Annotated in this window: 19 protein-coding genes and 1 pseudogene; 9 read left to right on the top strand and 11 right to left on the bottom strand. The window is 64.2% G+C overall.

Annotation, left to right across the window (positions count from 1 at the left end):
• Positions 1 to 294: 294 nt before the first annotated feature.
• The 6 genes from B1C78_RS17105 to B1C78_RS17080 all read left to right on the top strand — a co-directional run bounded on the left by B1C78_RS17105 (position 295) and on the right by B1C78_RS17080 (position 6,546).
• A complete protein-coding gene (locus B1C78_RS17105) occupies positions 295 to 819 on the top strand; it encodes a tetratricopeptide repeat protein (protein ID WP_077280359.1) in 525 nt (174 codons plus the stop codon).
• Complete coding sequence (gene yoaA / locus B1C78_RS17100) at positions 816 to 2,771, top strand: DNA repair helicase YoaA (RefSeq protein WP_077280358.1); 1,956 nt, start codon at positions 816 to 818, stop codon at positions 2,769 to 2,771. Before B1C78_RS17105 ends, yoaA begins: the two co-directional genes overlap by 4 nt.
• Entirely contained in the window at positions 2,752 to 3,432 is a 681-nt protein-coding gene (tsaB, locus tag B1C78_RS17095) for a tRNA (adenosine(37)-N6)-threonylcarbamoyltransferase complex dimerization subunit type 1 TsaB (RefSeq protein WP_077280357.1), read from the top strand. The genes yoaA and tsaB overlap by 20 nt, the downstream gene beginning before the upstream one ends.
• Positions 3,433 to 3,622: 190 nt before the next feature.
• On the top strand, positions 3,623 to 4,654 hold the full coding sequence (gene truD / locus B1C78_RS17090; protein ID WP_077280356.1) for a tRNA pseudouridine(13) synthase TruD: 1,032 nt from the start codon (positions 3,623 to 3,625) through the stop codon (positions 4,652 to 4,654).
• Positions 4,655 to 4,900: 246 nt separating this feature from the next.
• Positions 4,901 to 5,710, top strand: coding sequence for an NHL repeat-containing protein (locus B1C78_RS17085; RefSeq protein ID WP_139350009.1), 810 nt, complete (start codon positions 4,901 to 4,903; stop codon positions 5,708 to 5,710).
• 233 nt (positions 5,711 to 5,943) lie between these two features.
• On the top strand, positions 5,944 to 6,546 hold the full coding sequence (locus B1C78_RS17080; RefSeq protein WP_077280354.1) for a hypothetical protein: 603 nt from the start codon (positions 5,944 to 5,946) through the stop codon (positions 6,544 to 6,546).
• Positions 6,547 to 6,573: 27 nt separating this feature from the next.
• Here the strand turns inward: B1C78_RS17080 and B1C78_RS17075 are convergent, their stop codons facing one another.
• Both B1C78_RS17075 and B1C78_RS17070 read right to left on the bottom strand, forming a co-directional pair.
• On the bottom strand, positions 6,574 to 7,953 hold the full coding sequence (locus tag B1C78_RS17075) for a sialidase family protein (protein ID WP_077280353.1): 1,380 nt from the start codon (positions 7,951 to 7,953) through the stop codon (positions 6,574 to 6,576).
• An 89-nt stretch (positions 7,954 to 8,042) separates the two neighbouring features.
• On the bottom strand, positions 8,043 to 8,798 hold the full coding sequence (locus B1C78_RS17070) for a sulfite exporter TauE/SafE family protein (RefSeq protein WP_077280352.1): 756 nt from the start codon (positions 8,796 to 8,798) through the stop codon (positions 8,043 to 8,045).
• A 142-nt stretch (positions 8,799 to 8,940) separates the two neighbouring features.
• On the opposite strand from B1C78_RS17070, the gene B1C78_RS17065 reads away from it, so the two are divergent.
• Positions 8,941 to 9,672 (top strand): S1 family peptidase, encoded by a 732-nt coding sequence (locus B1C78_RS17065; RefSeq protein ID WP_077280351.1) that lies wholly within the window; start codon positions 8,941 to 8,943, stop codon positions 9,670 to 9,672.
• Positions 9,673 to 9,707: 35 nt separating this feature from the next.
• Here the strand turns inward: B1C78_RS17065 and B1C78_RS17060 are convergent, their stop codons facing one another.
• From B1C78_RS17060 to B1C78_RS17050, 3 genes are all read right to left on the bottom strand, one after another.
• Positions 9,708 to 10,457 carry a sulfite exporter TauE/SafE family protein gene (locus B1C78_RS17060; protein WP_077280350.1) on the bottom strand — a complete coding sequence of 250 codons (750 nt, stop codon included), beginning with the start codon at positions 10,455 to 10,457 and terminating at the stop codon, positions 9,708 to 9,710.
• Between the two features lie 144 nt (positions 10,458 to 10,601).
• A complete protein-coding gene (locus tag B1C78_RS17055; RefSeq protein ID WP_077280349.1) occupies positions 10,602 to 11,516 on the bottom strand; it encodes a glutaminase in 915 nt (304 codons plus the stop codon).
• Positions 11,517 to 11,961: 445 nt separating this feature from the next.
• Entirely contained in the window at positions 11,962 to 12,318 is a 357-nt protein-coding gene (locus tag B1C78_RS17050) for a hypothetical protein (RefSeq protein WP_077280348.1), read from the bottom strand.
• Between the two features lie 163 nt (positions 12,319 to 12,481).
• On the opposite strand from B1C78_RS17050, the gene B1C78_RS17045 reads away from it, so the two are divergent.
• Positions 12,482 to 12,868: a DUF302 domain-containing protein gene (locus B1C78_RS17045; protein WP_077280361.1), complete on the top strand. Its 387-nt coding sequence runs from the start codon at positions 12,482 to 12,484 to the stop codon at positions 12,866 to 12,868.
• A gap of 115 nt (positions 12,869 to 12,983) precedes the next feature.
• Here the strand turns inward: B1C78_RS17045 and B1C78_RS17040 are convergent, their stop codons facing one another.
• Together B1C78_RS17040 and purB are read right to left on the bottom strand one after the other, a co-directional pair.
• The gene (locus B1C78_RS17040; RefSeq protein ID WP_245795483.1) at positions 12,984 to 14,198 is read right to left on the bottom strand and encodes a cupin domain-containing protein; all 1,215 of its coding nucleotides are present in this window, start codon (positions 14,196 to 14,198) and stop codon (positions 12,984 to 12,986) included.
• A 495-nt stretch (positions 14,199 to 14,693) separates the two neighbouring features.
• Positions 14,694 to 16,061 (bottom strand): adenylosuccinate lyase, encoded by a 1,368-nt coding sequence (gene purB, locus B1C78_RS17035; RefSeq protein ID WP_077280360.1) that lies wholly within the window; start codon positions 16,059 to 16,061, stop codon positions 14,694 to 14,696.
• Between the two features lie 104 nt (positions 16,062 to 16,165).
• On the opposite strand from purB, the gene B1C78_RS17030 reads away from it, so the two are divergent.
• Positions 16,166 to 17,536 carry a class II fumarate hydratase gene (locus B1C78_RS17030; protein WP_077280346.1) on the top strand — a complete coding sequence of 457 codons (1,371 nt, stop codon included), beginning with the start codon at positions 16,166 to 16,168 and terminating at the stop codon, positions 17,534 to 17,536.
• A 312-nt stretch (positions 17,537 to 17,848) separates the two neighbouring features.
• On the opposite strand, the gene B1C78_RS17025 is transcribed toward B1C78_RS17030, so the two are convergent.
• From B1C78_RS17025 to acnA, 4 genes and pseudogenes are all read right to left on the bottom strand, one after another.
• Positions 17,849 to 19,807, bottom strand: coding sequence for a putative bifunctional diguanylate cyclase/phosphodiesterase (locus B1C78_RS17025; protein WP_077280345.1), 1,959 nt, complete (start codon positions 19,805 to 19,807; stop codon positions 17,849 to 17,851).
• A 3-nt stretch (positions 19,808 to 19,810) separates the two neighbouring features.
• A complete protein-coding gene (locus B1C78_RS17020; RefSeq protein ID WP_077280344.1) occupies positions 19,811 to 20,659 on the bottom strand; it encodes an HDOD domain-containing protein in 849 nt (282 codons plus the stop codon).
• On the bottom strand, positions 20,656 to 21,036 hold the full coding sequence (locus tag B1C78_RS17015) for a hypothetical protein (RefSeq protein WP_077280343.1): 381 nt from the start codon (positions 21,034 to 21,036) through the stop codon (positions 20,656 to 20,658). The genes B1C78_RS17020 and B1C78_RS17015 overlap by 4 nt, the downstream gene beginning before the upstream one ends.
• Positions 21,037 to 21,252: 216 nt before the next feature.
• A pseudogene (gene acnA / locus B1C78_RS17010) lies at positions 21,253 to 21,671 on the bottom strand (aconitate hydratase); the annotation flags it as partial.

The following is a 21,671-nucleotide window of genomic DNA, read 5'->3' as shown; positions in this document are numbered from 1 at the left end:
CCTCTGGGCGAACGCAGCACTGGTACAACACCGGTTCGTTCGCCCAGAGGGCTGGGCTCCTACAACAAGCATCGCAGGACATGCTTCGCTCCTTCCCGAGAGCCTCCCACGCTTTACCTGTGAACAACCTGTTGGGGTAACACAGCTAGCGAACAGGCCCAGAGACTGTCGGCCGCCCTAGTGCAATGTCCTGGTCAGGCGCTCAAAATGGCCGCGGAGTGCGTGTAAACTGCCTGTTTGCACCGCTATCGCTTCCGACATTACTCATTTGATCCCCTATTCACAGGCTTTCTGATGCTTCGACGGCTCTCCCTCCTGGCCGCGCTGGCCGCGATCCTGAGCGCCTGCGCGCCGCCGCAGGCCACGCGCCCGGCACCCGATGAACCCCGAACCGAGGAGCGTGTGGAACCGGTGTCACCTCCGGCTCAAGACACCCGCCCGGTCATTGCACGGGAATCCGAGCCCGAGGGCACGCGTACCAATGGTTCCGATGCAGTGCTGGCGCTGATGGGCGAGGCTGATCGCCAGCTGGTTTCCGGGGATCCCGACGCCGCCGCGACCACCCTGGAGCGTGCTCTGCGCATCGACGCCCGTGACGCCCGGCTGTGGCAGCGGCTGGCCGTGGTTCGGCTTGAACAGGGCGAGCCCCAACAGGCCGAGGCCATGGCCGTGCGTTCCAACGGTCTGGCCCGCGGTGATCGCGAAATGATGGCCCGCAACTGGCGCATCATTGCCGAGGCCCGGCGCATGGCGGGCAACGAAGCCGGCGCCCGGGAAGCGGACACCCGGGCCAACGCACTGGCCGGTGAAGCCGGGTGAACCCTTCGGCCTCAGAGGTGCTGGGTTCCGACGGTCCCCTGGCCAACGCCCTGGATCGTTTTCGCCCGCGGGCCGTGCAGCAGCAGATGGCGGAGGCGGTGGAGCGCGCGCTGCAGCAAGGTGAGCACCTCGTGGTGGAGGCGGGTACGGGTGTCGGCAAGACCTTCGGCTATCTCGTGCCGGTGCTCATGAACGCTCGGCGCACGATTCTCTCCACCGGTACCCGGAACCTCCAGGACCAGTTGTTTCAGAAGGATCTGCCCCTCGTGCGCGACGCGCTGGTGGGCGCGGGGCTCGGCCGGGTGCCCCGACTCGCCCTGCTCAAGGGACGGTCCAACTATCTCTGCCGGCATAGGCTTGCCCTGGCCCGGGAGGAAGGCAGCCATGGAACCCGGGGGCAGGCGGACCAACTCATTCGCATCGAGCGCTGGTCGGCGCGTACCGAGCGCGGCGATATCGCGGAGCTGTCCGGCATCCCGGAGGACTCGCCGCTCTGGCCGCGGGTCACGTCCACGGTGGACAACTGCCTGGGCAGCGAATGCCCGGAGTACGAGGAGTGTTTCGTGGTCCGCGCCCGCCGCCGTGCGCAGGAAGCCGACCTGGTGGTCATCAACCACCACCTGCTGATGGCGGATCTGAGCCTGAAAGAGGAGGGTTTCGGAGAGATCCTGCCGTCAGCCGATGCCTTCGTCCTGGACGAGGCGCACCAGCTTCCGGACGTGGCCTCCGCCTTCTTCGGACGGTCCGTGGGCAGTCGTCAGCTACTGGACCTGGCACGCGATTCCGTGGCCGAGCAGCTGCGCGAGGCTCAGGACATGGCCGACCTGCGTGAGGCGGCGGACGCGGTCGCCACCGCCGTGGCCGCCCTGCGCAGCGTCCTGGGAGCGGGCACCGGAAGGGGGCCCTGGGCCCGGCACCAGGACAACGATCAGGTGGTCGAGGCCATGAACACACTGGTGGAGCGTCTCGGCGGGCTGGTCATGTGGCTGGACACCGCGGCGGACCGGGGCAAGGGGCTCGAGCAATGCGCCCGGCGCGCCAACACCCTGCGCGACCGCCTGGTCGCGTTTCTGGAGCCGGAACCGGACACTGTGCGCTGGGTGGAGACCTTCACCCGCAGCTTCGCCCTGCATGCCACGCCGCTCAGCGTGGCACAGCGCTTCGGCGAGCGCATGCGTGCCTATCCCAGCGCGTGGATCTTCACCTCGGCCACGCTGGCGGTAGGCGGGCGCTTCGAGCATTTCACCGGTCGCCTCGGGCTGGAGGAGGCGCAAACGCTGTGCCTGGACAGCCCCTTCGATTACACGCGCAATGCGCGTCTGTACCTGCCGCCCAACCTTCCGCCGCCCAACTCCCCGACCCACACGGCCGCCGTGGTGGAGGCGGCCTTGCCGGTGATAGAAGCCAACCCCGGCGGGACGTTCATGCTGTTCACCAGTCACCGGGCGCTGCGCGAAGCGGCCGACCTGCTGGAAGGGCGTTTGGAGCGCCAACTGCTGGTGCAGGGCACCGCGCCCCGGGACGAACTGCTGGAACGATTCCGCGCGGCCGGGGATGCCGTGCTGCTGGGCGCCCAGAGCTTCTGGGAGGGCGTGGACGTGCGCGGCCGCGCGCTTTCCTGCGTCATCATCGACAAGCTGCCCTTCGCGGCGCCGGACGACCCGCTGCTGGAGGCCCGTCTGGCAGCCATCCGCGAGGCCGGCGGAAACCCGTTCATGGAATACCAGCTGCCCCAGGCTGTGCTGAGCCTCAAGCAGGGCGTGGGGCGCCTGATCCGTGACGTCACCGACCGGGGCGTGCTCATGCTTTGCGACCCGCGCATTCGCACAAAGACCTACGGGAGGCTTTTCATCGACAGCCTGCCGGTCATCCCGACGCTGGACAGCCTGGCGGAGGTGGTGGGTTTCCTGATGAGCGACGACGAGACGATTCATGAAGCTGCTGGCCATTGAAACCGCCACCGAGGCCTGTTCCGCCGCCCTGTGGCTGGAAGGTGCGCTGGCCGATCGTCACGAGTTGGCGCCGAGGGAACACGCGCGCTTGATCCTGCCCATGATGGACGGGCTGCTCGCCGAGGCCGGCGTGCGTCTCGCGGACCTCGACGCGCTGGCCTTTGGCCGAGGGCCGGGCGCATTCACGGGCGTGCGCATCGCCGCCGCCGTGATCCAGGGAGCCGCCTTCGGCGCCGGACTTCCCGTCGTGCCGGTCTCCACACTGGCCGCGCTGGCCCAGCAGGGTCTGGACAGGGGCAACACGCGTGTCCTGGCTGCCCTGGACGCTCGCATGGGCGAGGTTTACTGGGGCGCTTTCGAAGCGGACGCAGAAGGGCTCGCCGTCCCGGTCGGCCGCGAGCAGGTCATCGCCCCGGAGGCCGTGCCGATGCCCTTAGGCGACGGCTGGTACGGTATCGGATCCGGATGGGGTGCCTACGGTGACGCGTTGCGTACACGCTTGGGAGGGCGGCTCGGAGGCTTCGACGCAGCGTCCTTTCCATCTGCGAGGGAGGTGGCCCGCCTCGCCGTGCGCGACTTCGCCGCGGGTCTCGCAGTGTCGGCAGAGCAGGCGTTGCCCGTCTATCTGCGGGACAAGGTGGCGGAGAAGCCGAAGAGCTGAATGGACAGGATGAACAGGATTTTTCAGGATTGACAGGTTTTTGCGGAGTTAACCCCTGAATCGTCCAAGCGCCGCCGTAGCGAGAAGATTACTCAAGGCTTGGCGGATTGCGACCTCTCAAAACCGATAAAGCCTTATCCTGTGAATCCTGAAAAATCCTGTTCATCCTGTCCATTGCATTTTCATTTTCATGAACCCCAGCAACCCACCCTTGTTCAAAGCGCGCATCCGCAGCCGGCCCGAGGACTTCGTGGTGGAGGAGATCCAGGCGACGGAACCGGACGGGCAGGGCGAGCATGTCTGGATCCTCCTGGAAAAGACCGGCTGCAACAGCGAACACGCTGCGCGCTGCCTCGCCCGGGCGGCCGGCGTGTCCAACGCGGCAGTAGGCTATGCCGGACGCAAGGACCGCCACGCGGTCACCACACAGTGGTTCAGCGTGCATCTTCCCGGTCAGGACGCACCCGACTGGTCCGCAACGCTGGGTGACGAGTTCCGCGTGCTGCGCGCCGAACGCCACAGCCGCAAATTGAAGACCGGCCATCTCGCGGGCAATCGTTTCCGTCTGACCTTGCGGGAATGCAACGGTGATCTCGCGGCTCTGGAGGAGCGTCTCGCCCTCATTCGTGAGCGGGGTGTCCCCAACTATTTCGGTCCCCAGCGCTTCGGGCGCAACGGCGCTAACCTGGACAAGGCACGCGCCATGTTCGAGGGCACGCTACGCGTACGCGACCGCAGGCTGCGCGGCATTTACCTGTCTGCCGCCCGTTCCGCGCTGTTCAATCGGGTACTCGAAAGTCGCGTGGCACAGGGGACCTGGTGCCGGGCCCTGCCCGGTGACGTGATGATCCTGGACGGTAGCCGCAGTCACTTTCCAGTCGAGCAAGTCGATGCCCTGCTGGAAGAAAGAGTGCGGCGTTTCGACATCCATCCCAGTGGGCCCCTGTGGGGGCAGGGGTCAACGCTTGCCCGGGGGGATGTGGCCATGCTGGAGCAGTCCGCGGCCGATGAAGCCCCGGAACTTGCGCGGGGCCTGGCACAGGCGGGCTTGAAGCAGGAGCGCAGGGCACTGCGCATGCGGGTGGAGGCGCTGTCTGCTCGCTGGCCGGATCGGCTCACGCTGGTGCTGGCGTTCCAGTTGCCACCTGGTGGTTACGCGACGACGGTGCTGTCTGAGATCGCGGCGATCGATGACGCCGCTGACACCGAGCCGGAAGCATGAGCCCTCGCGCGGCAGGGTGACACTGCTCACCCGTATCGACCCGGTCGGGAGACGATTCGTGAAGGCTATGGTGCGTCGAAATTCTTTACAACAAGTGCAGCAGCGGATACGGGCCGTGTCTCCAAGTCATTGATAAACCGCCTTTCGCGGCCCCTCTGGCATGCGGGTTGCTTGAAGCTCGGTTGCATGGTCAACACACAAGGCCACGGTAAGGGCAGGCGTGGCCGCAAACGAGGGAGACACACCATGACCGTAAAGATGTGCAGGCTTGTGATGCTGCTGGTCCTGACGGCCGCGCTGGGGGTCGGCGGCAAGCTGGGCGCCGCGCCCATCATGTACGTGCATGACTCGCAAGGCAATCTGGGCACCGTGAACGTTCAGACCGGAGACGTCGACGTGATAGGCAATCTTGGTGTCACGCTGACCGATATTGCTTTTGATCCGTCGGGCAACCTATTCGGGGTTTCGTTCAATTCATTCTATTCAGTCAACGTATCCACCGCCGAAACGAATTTCATCGGATTTCACGGCATCAATGCTGCGAATGCGCTGGTGTTTGGCCTTGACGGCACCCTCTATTCCGCTGGGAACCTCACAACCAACCTCTTTACCATCGACGTCAACACAGGCGCTGCGACCAGCCTGGGCAATATGGGATTTTCCTCCGGAGGCGATCTGGCCTTCCACGAAGGCGAGCTTTACCTGGCCTCCTCCGCGTCGACACTCGTCAACATCGATCTGTCGGATCTCTCCAACACCGTTGAGGTCGGGCCCTTCGGGGTGGCCAACGTATATGGCCTCGCCACAGGAGACGACGGAGTGCTCTACGGCGTGGGCGGTACGCAAATCTTTGCCGTGGATACCGCCACCGGCGCGGCGCTGAATCCGGTGGATTTTTCCGGCCAGGGCCTCGGTACCGCGTGGGGCCAGTCGTTCTTCACCGAGGCGGGTGCAACGCCGGATCCCACCCCCGTGCCTGTTCCGGCGCCTTGGACTCTGATGCTGTTGGGGTTCGTACTGTTGCTTGGCGCCCGATCACGGCGCGTCAAACACTAGTGTTCCCACGCCCTGCTCGCAGGCCGGATACGGCGAAGCCACAGCCAGCACACTGAGGTGGATCATGGGGTCAGAGTCGTTGATCCGATTTCAACGACTCTGACCCCTTGTTACTTTCTGCGCTGTAGCGCGGGGGTCGCGGCACAGCGAAGGAGCAGCACCCCCGTCCACAAACGGTGGTGCCATATCCGCGCTAGACTGACAGGAAACAGGCAGGACACGGAGGTGTGAAAATGAACGAACACCCGTCGGGGCCGCAGGAGGGAGAGAACACGGAATTGCTGTACAAGGAGTACGTGCGACTCTCCGAATGCTGCAATGCCTACGTCAAGGATGCCCTGTCGGACATCAAGCTGCTGGGGGCGATTGGTGCCGTGCTTGCCTGGGATCCGGTTGCGCGGATGCTGGAGCTGAACGTGCGTCTGGACGAACCGGTCACGCCGGTGGGTTTCACGACGCTCCTGCTGGTGATCATGTTCGTGCTGTTCTACAACCTGTTGAAGCAGTCCATCTTTTTCTTTCACCAGGCCCGCATGCGCCGCTTCGAGACGCGGCTTAATGCCCTCCATCCGGGGCGGGAGCCCGTGTTTGCGCTGGCGTCGGCCTGGCCGGACTGGCAGCGCCGGGTGCATGACCGTGTGGCACTGCCCACCTTCGGGATCTTCTACATGGTTCTGATCGGATTCCCCACGACACTGATGGTACTGCAGGGATTCAGGGCCTGGGCCCTGTTCTATGCGCTCCTGGCGCTGGTGCTGGCGCTGTGCCACCTGGTCAGCGCGCTGTTCCTGATGCGCTGCCTGGAACGCGACATGCGGGAAGCGCAATCGACCTGATGAGGCCCGGGACCTTGGATCCGCTCGTCACGGGCTGTCCGGGAAGTGGCCCCTGAAGAGCCAGACGTGACTGGTCTCGCCCGGCATGAAGCTGCTGTTGACCACGGCTGCCCGGCCGGATGCATTCAGCGCCAGTTTGCGCATGAGCAGGCCCTGCTGACTGCCGTTGGCGCCCAGGCGCGGATCGTCACTGCCCGCCAGTACGCGGGGCGCCGCGAACGATGCGCCTCCGTCAGCCGACCACGTGTATCCCAGACCCAGAGGTCTGCCTCTGCGATGAGGGAAACGTTCCCAGAGCACGTAGACCCGGCCTTCACGGTCCACGTCCAGATGCGGGAAATGGACCATGGCCACGTCGCCCCGGGCCGGCCCTGCAATCACCCTGGAACGCTCGAAGTCCAGACGGTCAGTGGCCCGTGTGTACCTGACGCGGTACGGCCCGGCGGGTCCGTCGGGGCCTTCGGCAAAGACCAGGTGCACCACACCTTCGGCATCCACGGCCAGCTTCGGCGCATCGGCATGGCCGGGGCCGGCGGCCACCGTACGGGGTGACTCGAAGGTTTCGCCCGCGTCCGTGGAGCGCGTGATGTGGATGTCGGCGGACGGGTCCTCGCCCACGGTCCATGCCAGATAAACCGTGTCACCCTCCACGGCCAGCGATGGTCCCCTGGCCGGCAGGGCATCCGGTGCGCCGGCGATACGCAGGGGTTCGGTGAAACTGCGGCCCGCATCGACGGAACGGCTGAACCACAGGGCGCCCTCGTATTCCGTCCAGGCCGCGTACACCTGTCCTTCCGGACCCATCGCAAGGTCCAGACTGCCATTGTGCCAATAATTCGCGGACAGGCGCCCCTTGCCCGCGCCCGCAGTGGTATTGGAGAGATTCACGGGTTCGGAGAACGTGCGACCGCCATCGAAGGAAGCCGAAAAGAAGATCTCGCCGCCGTGACTGCCCCCGGAGAACACGATGTCCTGCCAGAGCACGTAGACGGACGGCGCATCACCGTCCGTCAGCACGATGCGGGGCAGCCAGGAGAAGATGCCCGAACTGCGCGATACGTTGGCCAGTTCGGCCAGGCGCGGGGTACCGTCCGGATCGTACAGCTGAACAAAGAGTTCCTGGCGCGCCTGGTCGGCCCATGCCACGGCAATGACACCCTGGTCGTTGATGGAAACCGCCGGATCGTCCACGAAGCGGAAATCCGAGTCGTTCATGCGCCATGGGCCGCGAAAGGCCTCGCCCGAAGCGACTTCGAGGGGCGGCTCCCACTGCAGGGTCAAATCATCGCTGTGCACCAGCGCAGGCTGCAGGGCAACCACAAGGCCGACTGCGACTGCGGCCGCCAGCAGCACGGTGCGGGGCAGGGCCGATCGGGACAGAGTCTGTGAGAGGTACTGATCCGGCATGACGCAATCACCCTTCACTGTTTCTGGACCTGATCCGCACGGGATTGGTTCAGACGAGCGGGTCCCACCGGGCAGGAGCCACGTCGGTCTCAGCCCCCGAACAGCCCCCGCCGAAGCAGGTTCAGACCGAGAATGATCAGGGTGATGAGCAGCACCCGCTGGAACAGGACCGGGTCGATGCGATGCCGGATGCGCTCTCCGATCCACATCCCCGCAAACACCGGAATCAGCGCCAGTACGGAGAGCCACAGTTCCCGCCATCCGAGGATGCCCACGGCCGCATAGGACAGGGCCAGGGGGATCGCCCCGCACAGGGCGATGAGGCCATAGGCGGAGACGAAGGCCTCCTTCTGCAGACGCAGCGACAGCAGGTACATCACCAGCGGCGGCCCATTGACCGTGGAGATACCGTTGAGAAAGCCCGTCCCCAGACCCACGGCGGGGCCCACCCAGCGCTCGTGTCGGGGCGGCAGATAGAAACGGGGATTCACCAGGTTCACAAACGAAAACACCACCACGATCACCCCGAGAATCGCCAGCAGGACATTCGTGTTGACCTGCACCAGCATGTACGCGCCGCCCCAGGTGGCGACGATGAAGAGCACGATCAGCGACCAGAACCGGCGGAGATCCTCCTGCGGCAACCCTGCGGCGAAGGCCTGCCGCAGATTGGTGGCAACGATGGGCGCCACCAGGATGGCGAGGACCAGACGCGGATCCAGAGCCAGTCCCAGCAGGGAGATGACCACCAGCGGCAGGCCGACGCCCACCACGCCCTTGATCATGCCTCCCAGGGTCAGCGCCAGAAAAACAAAGCCGTACAGAAGCATGGCCTCCGTGGGCATGCGTCGATTCTCCGCAAGGGACAGGGGTGCAAATCATACAGGGAAAAGACAATCAGTCTATTCTCCGGAAGAATCCTATGGAGTGTCATAGGCTCATCCCGCACCACTTACGCATTTTAATTTCAACTGAAGTGAACCATTCATGATCGAATCGATACTGCTCACAGCCGCCCGCATCTCCACGTTTGACGGGGGACAGTTGCTGACAAACGCCAGCGGCTTCTTCTTTGCGCGTGACGAGCGCCTGTTCCTGGTCACGAGCCGCCACGTGATGCATGACGCACCGAGCGGGCACTTTCCGGATCGTATGGAGATCGAGCTGCACACCGATGCAGAGAACCTGGCCAGCTCTACCGGCTTCTCGATGCTGCTCTACCGCGATGGTCAGAGCATATGGCGCCAGGGCGTGGATGAGTCCGGCGAGATCGACGTGGCCGCCCTTGAGATCGATCGTACTGCCTTGCCAGACACGACCATCTACAATGCTTTCACGCCGGATCACCTGTTGGGTCCGTTCGACCAGGTGGAAGTGGGCACCTCGCTCCTGGTGGTCGGTTTCCCGCTGGGCTTTCACGACACTCTCCACCACATGCCGGTCGTGCGCCAGGCAGCGGTGGCGTCCTCCTTCGGGCTGCGCTTCAAGGGCGAAGGGTATTTTCTTACCGATGCCCGTACTCACCGCGGTACCAGCGGGGCACCCGTGGTGATGCGTATTTCCGATCCGCTGCGCTCTCAGGAGGTGTTGCCATGGATGCTGCTGGGGGTCCATTCGGCGAGGCTCGACGTGGGCACCCGGGACCTGGTGCTGGATGAAGCCCTTGGCCTGAACTGTGCCTGGTACGCCGATATCCTCATGACCCTGACGGCTACGTGAACGGGCCGCAGTTGCGTTACTGCGGAATGCAATAGTCATCCCATCAGCGCGCGGACGATCCCGGCCACGGACAGTACCATCAGCAGGATCAGCACGAAGCGCCGGTAGGCCACCTGTGCGCTGGCAACAAACGTGCGGTGTCCCACCATCACGCCGGCGAACATGGGCACGGCAAGGACGACGGCCGAAATCAGGGTGTGCAGGTTCATGAGTCCGTAGATGCCGGCGACGACAGCCATGTAGCTGCTCTGGAACATCACGTAAGCGATCATGGTCGCCCGGATCACGGCCATGTGGGCGCTGATGGACAGGAACATCACGGCGACGATCAATCCGCCGGCGCCGGCTGCGCCGGTCATCATGCCCGAACCGAGGCCGGTGGCCAGCGACAGGCCCTTGCGCCCGCGCGCAGGGAATCGGTAGCCGCGCCACAGGATGATAGTGACTACCAGCACCATGGTGGAAATCACGAGCCGCAGTTCGGAGTCAGGCAGATTGGCCAGCAGATACGCGCCCAACGGCACGCTGACCACGGATCCGGCCATGAGCAGGGTGAGCGTCACGCGATCCACCTGTTTCCATACGCGCGGCAGGGTCTGGATGCTGGCCATGATCTCCATGAGCATCAGCATGGGAATGACCATGGCCGGCGGCAGAAACAGGGCGAGGCTTAGCGTCACGAGGGCGCTGAATCCGAAGCCCGAGTATCCGCGCACGACTCCCGCCAGGAACACCACGACCACGATGTAGGCGATCAGACCGGCGCTGAACTGGGTGAGATCCATCAGTTCAGCCTCATTTCCCGGCAATGCGGCGTCAGCCCCGGCGCTTGAAGGGATGAGGCAAGGGTCATGGATAAGGTCAAGGTGGTGCCCGCTGTGGTAGGTCCCAGCATATCAGAAGCGACCCGGTGCACCGGGCGCATGCGTTCAGAACACTGAGAGCCCCGTGCGCATCGTGAACAGTTCCAGGGCACGTGTGCCGGCCAGCGAGTTGCCGGAGGCATCCAGTTCAGGCGACCAGACGCACAGGGAGAAATGCCCGGGCAGCACCGCGAGAATCCCGCCGCCGACACCGCTCTTGGCGGGCAGACCCACGCGGTACGCGAAATCACCGGCGGAGTCGTAGGTGCCGCAGACCTGCATCAGTGCATTGATGCGTTTGGTCATCGGTGCGGGAATGACGCGTTCGCCGGTGGAGGGCAGGACACCGCCGTTGGCGAGAAACAGTCCTGCGCGGGCTACGTCGATGCAGCTCATCGCCAGTGCGCACTGGTGGAAGTAGGCGTCCAGCACGGTTTCCGGGGCGTTCTCCAGGTTTCCGAAACTCCTCAGGAAGTGGGCGAGGGCGGCGTTTCGGTGTCCGGTGGATTGCTCGGACTGTGCGACGGCCTCGTCGAAATTGATACCGTCGTTGCCGCACAGCCCCCGCATGAACTCCAGCAGCTTGCCACGGGCGTCTCTCAGTCTGGACCCGATGACGTCGGTGACCACCAGGGCGCCGGCGTTGATGAAGGGATTCCGGGGGATCCCCTGTTCCTGCTCCAGCTGCACCAGGGAGTTGAAGGCGCTGCCCGACGGCTCGCGCCCGATGCGCTGCCACAGCTTGTCACCCGCGATCTGGAGCGCGAGGGTGAGGGTGAAGACCTTCGAGATGCTCTGGATCGAGAAGGGCACTTCGGCATCGCCGGCGCTGCACTGCTCCCCGTCGGGCCTGCACAGCGCCATGCCGAACCGGTCGGGATCCACGCGGGCCAGTTCCGGTATGTAGTCAGCCACGCGGCCCCCGCCGAGCAGCCCCCTGGCCTCCAGGGCGATTTCCTCCAGCAGCGATTGCGTATCCATGGTGTCTGTGCCTTTTGTCGTCGTGTGCTTGCCTGGCATCGCCATCCCGGAGGTCAACCCGCTATCGGTCGAGTTTCAGTCAACCATGCGTCATCAGCGCACCGCAACGTGGGCCATGATGGCGGGGGCCTTATCGGAGCGATGCGGGAAACAGGCCAGAAAAGCGCGTATGATTATTCGTGCAAACAATAGAATACAATTCATAATTTAGACTGAACATGAGGTATTTCGGACTACCTGTGTTGCCTGCTGCCCCGCGATGAGGATCGCATACAAGTGGATCCCCTGGGTCGGAGGGGCGAAGGCCCCTATGCGGTGGATTACGTGCTGCAGAGACCGGACGGTTCCCGGCGCAGGCGGGGCAACGCCTGGGAGAGGAGATTCGCAGTCATGTCGAGCGCCAGCGCTTCGGTGAGCGTGGGGTCGAGCGGGCGTTTGTCGCACTTCAGCCCGCCCTGTGCGCCACCAGCATGGCCTCCGGCACCCTCACCTTGAGGGCTGCGGGCAATTCGAGGCAGATGCCCGGCACGGGGCGCACCGTCACCCACAGCACGTTGATCCTGAGATTCATGTCCGCGAACACCACGGCATCGCGGTACTGGTGCAGCACCTCGGCGATCGCCTGCAGTGTCGTCCGAACCTGCCGGGCGGGGCGCGTGCCAAGGCGCGGAATCAGCATCATGAAATCGGGCAGCGGACGGCCCTGCTCATCACGGGTGGGCGCCCGTTGCCACAGGGGTTCGGTGGTGTGAAATGCGATCGTGTGACGCAGGGCATGGCCTGGCGCGCAATGGTCATCCATGAACACCGACTATAGTGCCATTTCCGGCAGATTGCCCCGGGGGCCGCCCCGCGGCGAATGGCCGTGGCGAGACACGGGAAAGAACCCGCTGTCGGTCGGGTCGATTTTGCGCCGGACTGCGTTTAAGCTTCCTCTCCCGTTCCTGAAACCCGGAGGCATGGCGATGTACGGATTTGGAAAGAAGGTCAAGGGCGATTTTGATTCCGCCGTGGAGCAGGTGACCGAGGCGTTGAAGGGCGAAGGCTTCGGTGTGCTGACCGAGATTGACGTCAAGGCGGTGATGAAGAAGAAGCTGGACCTGGACAAACGGCCCTACAAGATCCTCGGGGCCTGCAATCCGCAGCTCGCCGACAAGGCACTCACAGCCGATGCGGATATCGGACTGCTCCTGCCGTGCAATGTGGTGGTGCGCGAGGAGGAAGACGGCTCCGTGAGCGTGAATTTCATGGACCCGGAAGCCGTTTTGAAACTCGTGGACAAGCCCGAGATCCACACGCTGGCCGCCGACGTGAAATCCCGCCTGGAGCGCGTGCGCGACGCGTTGTCCTGAACCGGCGGGTACTGCGTGAGAAGCGCACCGCGAAGGGCGCGAAGGGTTCTGCAGCAAGCGATGTCCTTCGTGCCCTTCACCTGATTCGCGCCGATGTCGGGCACTGGCGCGTCATTCAGCGTTCATCCCCGGCGACCGGCAGCAAAACCCCTGCGGCGCACAGTTCCAGCAAGAGTTCGGCGCCCCCCGGCACCGGCGCTGCCGCCGATTGCAGTGCCTGTGCATCGTAGTCCAAGGCGCCACAGAGCAGACGCACCAGGACTGCGGATTCCGGGGGCAGGGTGTGTTCCCTGCCGTTCACGTACAGGTGCACACATTGTAGTCCCCCGATCCACGCGAGGCGCGCGGCCCCGTGGCGTTCCAGCCGTGAGGCACCGTCAAGCACCTGACTCGCGGCGTCGGGCGACATCGACTCGGGCAGCTTCATGATGTCCAGCAGTTCCCCCTTGGGCTCCGTGAGGTGACGTCCGAGCCAGCGGCCGAGTTCACGGTCGTCGGCTGACATGGCCTCGCGCATACCGCTGATGAGCTGCGCCAGGTCTGCAGGCGGGATTTCGCCCGGATCGGTTGCGGGGGGGCGCGCCGGATCCTCGTAGCGCGCGTCGCCCGACATGGCCGCATAGCGCTCGTCCACCCACGCCGCCAGCAGGTCGCGCCAGGCCGGGGCCCGGAAACCGATGGACCAGGTCATGCAGGGGCCTTCGGCGACGCCATGGTGAGCGATCTGCGGAGGGAGGTAGAGCATGTCCCCCGGTTCCAGCACCCAGTCCTCCTCCGGGTCGAAGCTGCGGAGAATCCGCAGCGTCTGGTCCGGGAGGAAGTTGTCCCCGGCAACGGGTCGCGTGTCGATCTGCCAGCGGCGGCGGCCGTGTGCCTGGAGCAGAAAGACGTCGTACTGGTCCACGTGGGGTCCCACGGAACCCCCCGGCACCGCGTAACTCACCATCAGATCGTCCATGCGCCAGTCGTGGATGAACCGAAACGGTTCCAGGTAACGGCGCAACTCCGGCAGGTGCTTTTCCAGGTCCGAGACCAGGAGAGTCCAGTGAGTCTCCGGCAGGCCCGTAAAATCGGCTTCGTCGAAAGGCCCGTGACGTACCGCCCAGCCGCCCTCCGCCACGTGTTCCTTCACTAGCCGGCTGATCACCGTCTCCTCACAGGCCAACCCAGCCAGCTCCTCCGGCGACAGGGGCGATTCGAAACCTGGCAGTGCCTGGCGCACGAGCAGGGGTCGCTGCTGCCAGTAATCGCGCAGGAAGCGGGCGGGGGTGAGGCCACCCAGCAGCGTCATGGGCGCATGGGGATCCGGATATGCATGGGGTGTCGTCACGGAGGTGCGGGTGTGTCAGTTCACGGGGTGGTGTGGCATATCACACAGTCGAAGGTGGCGACCGGCCGGGGCGGTATCCTGGGTGATTGACAAAAATCCTGTTGAATCAGTAGGTAGCGGCAATCGTCCGGGCGGCGTGCAGTTTGGCACGAGATTCGCTTTGTCTTTGGACAAGCCCCCCGGAAGGGCCGGTGATCGGATCCTGAATCTGTCATGACGTCACCGTTCAGGCACTGATGACCGGCCGCTTGCGGCTTCCGGGGGCATGTTTTCCAGGCACCTGTCCGTTCCGAAGACACACCGGCGGAGGCCAACGGGACGACGCGCCGTAGTCACGATGGGGCTGTAAAAAATAGCGTACGGCTATGTCCTCCTCATGTACATCGTGAAGACGGTCGCCGTCACCGGCCACTCCGTCGTTCGGGATGACAGGTGCCTGGTCCTTATGCGTTTCCCGTGGACTTGCGTTAGTGCACGGACTGCCTCGGCGCACATTCAAATGCGCCGGGCCTGCTCGGCGGCGTTTCCTATGTAGGTGGCGGGGGTGAGTTCGCGCAGGCGGGCCTTGTCGGCGTCCGGGATATCGAGCCCGTCCACGAAGGCGCGCATCGTCGCCGCATCCACGCGTTGCCCCCGGGTCAGTTCCTTGAGCTTCTCGTAAGGCTTCTCGATGCCATAGCGGCGCATCACCGTCTGGATGGCCTCGGCCAGCACTTCCCAGTTGGCATCCAGATCTCCGGCCAGGCGGTCGGGGTCCGCCTCCAGCTTGCCGATACCCTTCAGGGCGGACTGGTAGGCAATGCTTGACCACGCGAAGCCAATGCCGATATTGCGCAGCACGGTGGAGTCGGTGAGATCCCGTTGCCAGCGGGACACAGGCAGCTTTCCCGCCAGATGCTCGAACACCGCATTGGCAAGGCCGAGATTGCCCTCGGCATTCTCGAAGTCAATGGGGTTCACCTTGTGGGGCATTGTGGACGAGCCCACTTCGCCTGCCACCACCTTCTGCCTGAAGTAACCCAGTGATATGTAACCCCACACATCGCTGCACAGGTCTGTGAGCACCGTGTTGAAACGCGCCGTGGCGTGAAACAGCTCCGCCATGTAGTCGTGGGGCTCGATCTGGATGGTATAGGGGTTCCATTCAAGGCCGAGGCCGGTGACGAAATCCCGTGCGAAGGCCTGCCAGTCCACGTCGGGGTAGGCACACAGATGCGCATTGTAGTTGCCCACGGCCCCGTTGATCTTGCCCATGAGGGCCACGCCCGCCACCTGGTCGCGCTGGCGTTTGAGCCGGTGCACCACGTTGGCCATCTCCTTGCCCAGGGTGGTGGGGGAGGCGGGCTGTCCATGGGTGCGCGAGAGCATGGGCTGCTCCGCGTGCTCATGGGCGAGTCGCCTGAGGGCATCGATCACCTCGTCCATGCCGGGAAGCAGCACCTCGCTGCGTCCATCGCGCAGCATCAGTGCATAGGAGAGATTGTTGATGTCCTCGGACGTGCAGGCGAAATGGAAGAACTCCGAGATGGCCTCCAGCTCGGCGTTGCCGGCGATCTTCTCCTTGAGAAGATATTCCACGGCCTTCACGTCGTGGTTGGTGCTGCGCTCGATGTTCTTGACCCGGCGGGCGTCTTCCTCGTTGAAGCCGTCGACGATGCCGTCCAGCACGTTGGCGGCGTGCTCGCTCAGGGGCGGCACTTCGGGGATGCCCTCATGGGCGGCCAGGGCTCTGAGCCAGGCCACCTCCACCCGGACGCGGTAGCGGATCAGGCCGAACTCGCTGAACACGGGGCGCAGATCCTCGGTTCGGGCGGCATATCGACCGTCCACGGGCGAGACGGCGGTCAGGGGCGAGAGATCCATGAACAGGCTCCGGATTTCAAAGGCTTGGGAACGCTGCATTATACTACAGGGCCGGGCCGCTCGGGCCCGCCACAGCCATCACGCGCAATACCCCGGAGACCTGCATGACTGATAAGAAGACCCGAACCGAACGAGACAGCATGGGGACCGTGGAAGTCCCCGCGGATGCGCTTTACGCAGCCCAGACCCAGCGCGCCGTGGACAATTTTCCGGTGAGCGGCCTTGCCATGCCGGCCGGGTTCATCCAGGCGCTCGGTCATATCAAGGGTGCGTGTGCGCGTGCCAACGCGGCGCTGGGCGCGCTTGACGCCGACGTGGCGAAGGCGATCGATGGGGCGGCGCGGGAGGTAGCCGAGGGGCGCCATGACCGTCACTTCCCCGTGGACGTGTTTCAGACCGGCTCCGGGACCAGTTCCAACATGAACGCCAACGAGGTGATTGCCCGGCTGGCGTCGGAGCGCCTCGGCGCGACCGTTCATCCCAACGACCACGTGAATTTCGGCCAGAGTTCCAACGATGTCGTGCCCACCGCCATTCACGTGTCGGCCCGCCTGGCCCTGGTGAACAGCCTCCTGCCGGCCCTTGACCATCTGGCCACCACGCTGGAGCACCGCGCCGGGGAACTGGCGGGTGTGGTCAAGACGGGACGCACGCACCTGATGGATGCCATGCCGGTGACCCTGGGTCAGGAGGTGGGCGGCTGGGCACGGCAGATCCGCAACGGCATCGATCGGCTTGAGCGCAGCGGACAGGGCCTTCTTGAACTGGCACTGGGTGGGACCGCGGTCGGCACAGGTGTCAATGCCGAACCCGGCTTTTCCGGTCTCGTGGCGGAGGAGTTGCAGCAGGCCACCGGCGAGGCGTTTCGCAGCAAGCCGGATTTCTTCGAGGGCCTGAGCGCCCAGGACACGGCGGTGGAGGTGAGCGGGCAACTGCGCACCGTGGCCGTGAGCCTGATGAAGATCGCCAACGACCTGCGCTGGATGAACTCCGGGCCGCTGGCGGGGCTGGGCGAAATCAGCCTGCCGTCCCTGCAGCCGGGCAGCAGCATCATGCCGGGCAAGGTCAATCCGGTGATCCCCGAATCCGTCGCCATGGTGGCGGCCCAGGTGATGGGCAACGATGCCACGGTGGCAATCGCAGGGCAGTCGGGCAATTTCCAGCTCAACGTGATGCTGCCCGTGATCGCCCACAACCTGCTGCAGAGCATCGAGCTGCTGGCCAACGCCTCGAGGTTGCTGGCGGACCGCGCCGTGGCCGGGTTCACCGTGAACGAGTCGCGCATCCGCGAGGCCCTGGACCGAAATCCCATCCTGGTGACTGCGCTGAACCCCATCATCGGCTACGAGAAGGGCGCCGCCATCGCCAAGAAGGCATACGCCGAAGGCCGCCCGGTGATCGACGTGGCCCTGGAGGAGACCGACCTGTCCGAAGCGGAGCTGCGCAAGCTTCTTGATCCGGGGAAACTGGTTTAGGAATTGGGAATTGGGAATTGGGAAGTGGGAATTGGGAAGTGGGAATTGGGAGGTGGGAAGTGAGAAATGAGAAGTAGGAAGTATAAGTTCGACTTGTCCGATGGCCACCAACACACAGTTTGCCATGCGACTGGTATGAGAGGTCAAAAGCAAGGTGTTAGATGTTAGGCTGGGAGCCTATTCCCTGCCTGCAGATGCAAGCCCCGCAGCACATTCCTTCCCAATCACTCGCCCATCATCCCCTCCCCCTCATGGGGGAGGGCCAGGGTGGGGGTGGTTTCGCCCCTCCCGCCTAACGCCTAACGCGGCCAATCAGGCCTCGACTGTCCAGCCGTTTAGGAGTTTGCGGAAGTCGTCGAAGGGGAGGGGTTCGCTGTAGTAGTAGCCCTGGACGATCTCGCAGCCGAGGCGGCGCAGGAATTCCAGCTGCTCGCGCGATTCCACACCTTCGGCCACCACCTCCAGCTGCAGGCTCTTGGCCATGGCCACGATGGCGGTGACGATGGCCGAATCGTCGTTGTCTCCGGGGATGTCGCGCACGAAGGAACGGTCGATCTTGAGCGTGTCAATGGGGAAGTGCTTGAGATTGTTCAGCGACGAATAACCCGTGCCGAAGTCGTCGATGGCCAGGCGCACGCCCAGGGCGTGCAGCTGCTGGAACATGCCGACGGCGATGTCGATGTCCTTCATGATGGTGCTTTCGGTGAGTTCCAGCTCCAGCTTTCCAGGGTCGATGCCCGTCTCCCGGATGACGGTGCGGTACTGGTCCACCAGGTCGGCCTGGCGGAACTGGCGGGCCGACAGATTGATGGCGATGCGGGGCTGTCCGTTGCCGTCGCCGCCGAGCCGGTAGAGGTCCTCGCAGACCTGCTGGATGACCCACAGACCGAGCCCCTCAATCAGCCCGGTTTCCTCGGCAATGGCAATAAAGTTGGCGGGGGGCTGGATTCCCTTTTCCGGATGGCGCCAACGCAGCAGCGCCTCCGCGCCCACCACCCGGCCGGTATCCAGCTCCACCTGCGGCTGGTAGTAGATCTCGAACTCCTCCCGCGCCAGCGCCTTGACCAGTTCATTCTCGAGGATAAGTTGGCGATAGGTCTGGGAGTTGATGTCCTTGGTGTAGAACTGGAAGCTGTTGCGACCCCGCTGCTTGGCGTCGTACATGGCCGCGTCGGCATTCTTGATCAGCGTGTCCGCATCGTCGCCGTCGTAGGGGAACACGCTGATCCCGACGCTGCAGGTGAGAAACACCTGGTGCCCCTCGATCTCGTGCTCGCGGCTGATGAGGTCGATCAGGTACTGCACCGCCCGGACCACCAGATCCAGGGAATCGATCCCTTCCAGGATCAGTCCGAATTCGTCGCCGCCCAGGCGTGAGAGAGTGATGCTCGCGGGCTCGAGATCGAAACGGCGCGAAATCTCCTCTGTGAGAAAGCTGTTGCGCAGTTCCGTCCCCAGCCGCTTGATCAGCAGGTCGCCGGCCTTGTGACCCAGCGAGTCGTTGACGCGCTTGAAGTTGTCCACGTCCAGCAGGATCACGGCCAGGTGGGCGTCCCGCGTGGAGCGTCGGGCAATGAGCTGCTCGAGGCGGTCCACGAACAGCACGCGGTTGGGCAGGTTGGTCAGCAGATCGTGGCTGTACTGGTGCACCAGTTCCTGGGACTGGCGCTCGGTGATCTTCTTCAGCGTGCGCTGCTGCTGGTCCATGAGGCTGTAGAGCGCCGCGCTCTCCAGCGCGTACGCCGTGTTGAACAGCACGATGGACAGGAGCTTGAGCGCCGATTCCGTCGTGCCCGCCTGTTCCTCCAGCAGTCGCCCCGCGAACATGCCCCGGATGCGGGTACGGGTGGAGATGACGTGCAGGATGATGGTCGACTGGCGGTCCCGGGACGGCAGGCAGACCGGATGGTTCTGATTGATCGCCCAGGAGAACATCCCGTTGCGGATGAACACCTCGACCTCGGCGTCGATGCGCGCCTCGGCGCCGTTGGGCTGTACGTAGGAAAGGTGAAAGCTGGACTCGTCGTCCACCGTGTAGTAGCCGGCCTCATCGAAGCTGATGATCCGGCCGATGCATTCGTGGGCGTTCCTGAGAATCGACAGCGTGTCGCGATTGCGCTGGTTGTCGCCGAAGATGGCGGTCATGGACCCCAGCACATCCATGGCATAGCTGTGCCACTGGTTGGTCCGTTCCAGGTATTCGACGCGTCGTCTCAGGAACTCAATATCAGGCAGCGAGTGATTCCCAGTCTTGGCCATTTCTGATGGCATGGATTACCCCAGGAAGACGTCGACGGCCTGTTGGTAGTGCTGGTCAGTATACTCGATGATCTGTTCAAGAGCGGATTCCGGCAGTGCCAGGCGGCTCCAGGCACCCGGGTTGACCGGCGGCACGTAGCGTTCACCGCTGGTACCCATGCGCAAGGCGTTGGCAATGCTGTCGGCCACGTGCACGACGGCGCATTCAATGGGGTAGTTGATGGCCTCCTCCGGCGCATGGTGACAGCGTACGGCCTCCTCGAATACCGGCGGGAGTTGCCACGCGGCCAGCAGGGAACCGCCCAAACCCGCATGATCGAAGCCGAACATTTCCTGCTCCACCCGGAACAGCAACTCGCCGAGTTCATCACGGCGCCTGAGCAGGGGCGTGACCTGATCCTCGAGGTGCATGAACATCACGAGCCTGCCTATGTCGTGCAGGAGCCCCGAGACATAGAAGCGCTCGACGTTGGGCTCGCGACGGAACGTGGCGATGGCCCGGCAGATGATGGCGCAGGCGACGCTGTGGCGCCAGAAGCTGTCCATGTTCACGGCGCCCACCGGCACCTGATTGAAGAAGCGAATGACCGTGGCGGCGAGCACGAGGTCGCGCAACTGCTGCGTACCGATGATGCTGATGGCCCGGGAGACGGACTGGATCTTGTAGGGGAAGGCGTAGAGGCTGCTGTTGGCAACCTTGAGGACCTGAACGGTGAGGGCGGCATCCTGCTCGATGATGCGCGCCATGGCGTCGAAAGAACTTGTGGGGTCGTTGACCGTTTCCTCAATCCGGTGGTAGATGTCCGGGAGGGTCGCTAGCTGCAGGTTTTCCTTGATCAGATCTCCGGTCGTCTGCGCCGTCATGTGGGACCTTTTTGAGAGATCTCCAGTGCCAGGTTCCTGACCGACGCCTCGTAGAGCGCCTGCATCACCGGCATGTCGAGATCACAGTGGCGGAACGCGTCTCCAGCAACCTCCTCGGCCTGCTCAAGATGGCGCGGGTCTACCACTTTCCCGGTCTCTTCTTCCGACCGCCCCTCATCCTCCCTGGGTTGAGCGTCTCCATCCTCACACCATGCCACCACTTCGGTGACCCCCCAGGTCATGAGGATACGCAAATGTCGTTCCTTCAGTGGCAATCCGGCCGACAAGAGCAGTCGGCCCGTGCGATCACGCACGTCTTCCGCCAAAACCGAGCCCGGCACAAGGTAAATCGTACGTAACTTCTGCTTATTGTTCATAAGCCCATGAATCCGAAGGCTTCGCGCATAAGCTACAGACTGTTGTTCCCTTGCGCAAGCGAAATCTGCCTGTACCGCAGCCCCTCCGGCGCGGCAGCCTAGCCCGCATATCTCACCACCCTTCTACTGTGGCCGCCGATCTGCGCGCTGNNGAGATATGCGGGCTAGGACCCGCGCGGCGCGCGTGAGGCGCGCTGGCGCGGGGCCGGATACCGGTCAGCTCACCAGCTGGCGCAGTACGTAGGGCAGGATGCCGCCGTGCCGATAGTAATCCACCTCCTGCGGGGTATCCAATCGCACACGTGCCTGGAAGCGGACCTCGGATCCGTCGTCGGCCGTCGCCTTGACCGTGACCTCCTTCGCCGAGCCGTCGCTCAGCCCCTCGATATCGATCTGCTCCCGGCCGGTGAGGCCCAGGGTCTGTGCATTCTGACCCTCGGGGAATTGCAGGGGCAGCACGCCCATGCCTACCAAGTTCGAACGGTGAATGCGTTCAAAGCTTTCCACGATCACCGCGCGCACCCCCAGCAGACAGGGGCCCTTGGCCGCCCAGTCCCGGGAGGAGCCGGACCCGTACTCCTTTCCGGCCAGCACGACCAGCGGGACGCCCTCATCACGGTACTTCATGGCGGCGT

Source organism: Thioalkalivibrio denitrificans, from assembly GCF_002000365.1.
Taxonomy (GTDB): domain Bacteria; phylum Pseudomonadota; class Gammaproteobacteria; order Ectothiorhodospirales; family Ectothiorhodospiraceae; genus Thioalkalivibrio_A; species Thioalkalivibrio_A denitrificans.
This window is presented reverse-complemented; position numbering and strand designations above follow the sequence as displayed.